Origin of the sequence: Thioclava sp. UBA3469, assembly GCF_002378135.1 — a bacterium.
Taxonomy (GTDB): Bacteria; Pseudomonadota; Alphaproteobacteria; order Rhodobacterales; family Rhodobacteraceae; genus Thioclava; species Thioclava sediminum.
Window position 1 is genome coordinate 6839 of record NZ_DFRG01000213.1, and the last position, 1904, is coordinate 8742.

Sequence of the window (1904 nt, forward strand, 5' to 3'; positions counted from 1 at the left end):
CCGAGCCGCTTTCGTTCTGTTTGGCCTGGATCGCGGTCACGCGCATGACGGAGGCGCCCGAAGGCGGCGGATCGCAGCGAGGATGGTGTGGACCATCGGGCCGGTGACCGCCACCTCGGCCAGCTGGAAGGTGATGGCGCGGGCGTGGCGCACTACGCGGGCCCCGATCTTGATCAGCTTGAGCTGCAGGCTGGTCAGCGACCAGTCGGCCATGGCTTCGGGCAGTTCGATGCAGCGCAGGAAGGTCGCCAGGTTGTAGGCCAGCGCGTGCAGTTGCAGCCGCACCTCGTTGTCGCGGAACCGCTTGCATGACAGCCGCGTCCAGCGAAAGGCATATTTGCCCTCCTTGATGTGCTGCTCGGCAGTGCCGCGCTGGTTGTAGAAGCGCACGATCCAGCCCGGTTCCATCGGCAGATTGGTGACGATGAAGCCCACCCGGGGGAACAGCTCGCCCGGATGCCACTCGACCTTGGCGATCACCCGACGCTCCTTGTCCCAGGAGGCCGCCTGATACTCGAAATCCTCGAAGAAGCGCTTGACCTTGGTCTGGGAGGGTCGCCCCACGGGCCGGGTCAGCCGATGCGCGATCTTCTCGCGCAGGACAGCGTTGGCGGGTAGCCGAATGGCGTAGAAATACCCTGCCTCCTCAAGGCGGGCGTAGATCGCGGGGATTGCATAGGCGGCGTCGGCGCGGAAGAAGCGCCCACCAAGCTTGCGCCCAGCGTAGCGGGCGATGACCGGATCGAGGACATCCTTCCAGCCATCGGCGCTGTGGACGTTGCCATTGCGCAGGGCGCAGCGTTCCAGCATGCCGAACTGGTTGAACAGGAAGTTCGGGTGATAGCAGGTGCAATCGAAATGCCCGTTCCAGGCGGACCCCTCCTGATCGCCATGGGTGGGGCTGACCGAGCTGTCCATGTCCAGCACGATATACTTGAGACCGTTACGGTCGTGAAACCGGTCGATCCATTGGCCGTTCAGATCGGCCAGCGCCGCCCGGTTCTCGGGCAAGGCCAGGGTCTCGGTCTCGAACCGGCCCATCTGCGAGGACGAGGCCGCTTGCGCGTCGACGGCGCGCCCTCCAACGACCTGCCGCATCACGGGGTCGAGCGCGAGCTGGTCAGCGTCGTTGACGTCCTCGTATCCGGCCAGCCGCCCGAAGACCGACTGCCGAAACAGACCGTCAAGCCGGTGGACGGTGTTCTTGCCAGTGCGGCTATCGCGCAGTACCGCAGACGCAAGACCCGACAGCCCGAGCACGGCATCCAGTTCACGCATCACCAGAAGGCCGCCGTCCGAACTGAGCTGCGGGCCGCGGAATTCCAGCCGTACACGAGGGTCGAAATCCACCCGATCTGCCCGCTGCAAGCCCGCACCCTTCGGGTGATCCATGAACCGCGCCCTTTGTAGCCATCAACGCCATCATTCATAACGAAAAACTCACAGTCAAGACAGCTAAATCACCGGATTACTTGGGGAATGCGGGTTGAAAGCGCAAAGTCATGGGAAAAGCGCGCAAACTATTGCGCAAACAGTGCGCAATCTTATGGGCACCGAGTGCTGGTTTTTTCGAAGAAAACCAATTTTCAGTGCGCAGCGCTTCGCGCCGCCCTACAGTCTGCGTGTCTCCGCCAAGTCGCGTCTGGGCGAGAAGCTCGCTTACATCCACCGGCACTGGGACGGGCTCCAGACCTTCCTGCACGATGGACGGGTGGAGATCGACTCCAACAGCGTGGAGAACTTGATCCGGCCCATCGCTCTGAACAGGAAGAACGCATTGTTCGCCGGACATGATGAAGGCGGGCGCGCTTGGGGACGCATCGCGTCGCTCATCGAGACCGCAAAGATCAACGGCGTCGAGCCCTTCGCCTATCTCAAGACCACCCTCGAGGCCATCGCCGCCG

General features: G+C 63.1%; 1 protein-coding gene and 1 pseudogene. One reads left to right on the forward strand and one right to left on the reverse strand.

Features of this window, described 5'->3' with window-relative positions; all coding sequences use genetic code 11:
* Positions 1-36 precede the first annotated feature (36 nt).
* Positions 37-1392 carry an IS1380 family transposase gene (locus B3D39_RS15845; RefSeq protein ID WP_286789866.1) on the reverse strand — a complete coding sequence of 452 codons (1356 nt, stop codon included), beginning with the start codon at positions 1390-1392 and terminating at the stop codon, positions 37-39.
* Positions 1393-1621: 229 nt separating this feature from the next.
* On the opposite strand from B3D39_RS15845, the pseudogene B3D39_RS15850 reads away from it, so the two are divergent.
* Positions 1622-1904, forward strand: a pseudogene (locus B3D39_RS15850) (IS66 family transposase); the annotation flags it as partial.

Excerpts from the sequence above, each read along its gene's own strand:
- B3D39_RS15845 (WP_286789866.1), bottom strand. The coding sequence starts at position 1,392 with ATGGATCACCCGAAGGGTGCGGGCTTGCAGCGGGCAGATCGGGTGGAT.